The following is an 866-nucleotide window of genomic DNA, read 5'->3' as shown; positions in this document are numbered from 1 at the left end:
CCTTGCACCGCCCGTCCGGAGCCAACCCCCGCTGACGACTGAACTCCACGAACGCCGCCGGACTGGACATCACCGTCACACCACCCGCCAACGCCAGCTCACACTCACCCGACCGCAACGCCTGCGCCGCCAGATGCATCGCCACCAACGACGACGAACACGCCGTGTCCACCGTCACCGCCGGACCCTCAAGCCCCAGCACATACGACACCCGGCCCGACGCCACACTCCCCGAACTACCAAACCCCAACTGCCCCTCAAAACCCTCCGGAGCCCGCCGCAGCCTAGAGGCGTAGTCGTTGTACATCACCCCCGCGAACACCCCGGTCGCACTCCCCCGCAACGACCTGGGATCAATCCCCGCCCGCTCCACCGCCTCCCACGACGTCTCCAGCAACAACCGCTGCTGCGGATCCACCGCCAACGCCTCCCGCGGCGACATCCCGAAGAACCCCGGATCAAACTCCGCAGCCCCATACAGGAACCCACCCCACCGCACAGTGCTGGTCCCCGACCGCGCAGGATCAGGGTCGTACAACGCCTCCACATCCCAGCCCCGGTCATCGGGAAAGTCGGACACCGCGTCCCGACCCTCCGCCACCAGACCCCACAACTCCTCCGGCGAACCCACCCCACCCGGATACCGGCAACCCATCCCCACAATCGCGATCGGCTCGTCCGACACCACCGCCGACCGAACCCGCTCCCGCGTCTCGTCACCGCCGAACAGGGTGGAGCGCAGGTGGCTCGCGAGAACCAGGGGCGTCGGGTAGTCGAAGACCAGGGTCGCCGGCAGGCGCAGGCCGGTGACCGCACTCAGCAGGTTGCGCAGCTCGACCGCCATGAGCGAGTCGAAACCCAGCTCG

At 68.4% G+C, this 866-nt stretch carries 1 protein-coding gene; it reads right to left on the bottom strand.

What is annotated here, in order from left to right; all coding sequences use genetic code 11:
- The coding region (locus KYY02_RS33680; protein WP_371244886.1) for an acyl carrier protein at nucleotides 1–866 on the bottom strand (866 nt) is incomplete at both ends.

The organism is Streptomyces pimonensis, from assembly GCF_041380215.1.
Classification (GTDB): Bacteria; Actinomycetota; Actinomycetes; order Streptomycetales; family Streptomycetaceae; genus Streptomyces; species Streptomyces pimonensis.
This window is presented reverse-complemented; position numbering and strand designations above follow the sequence as displayed.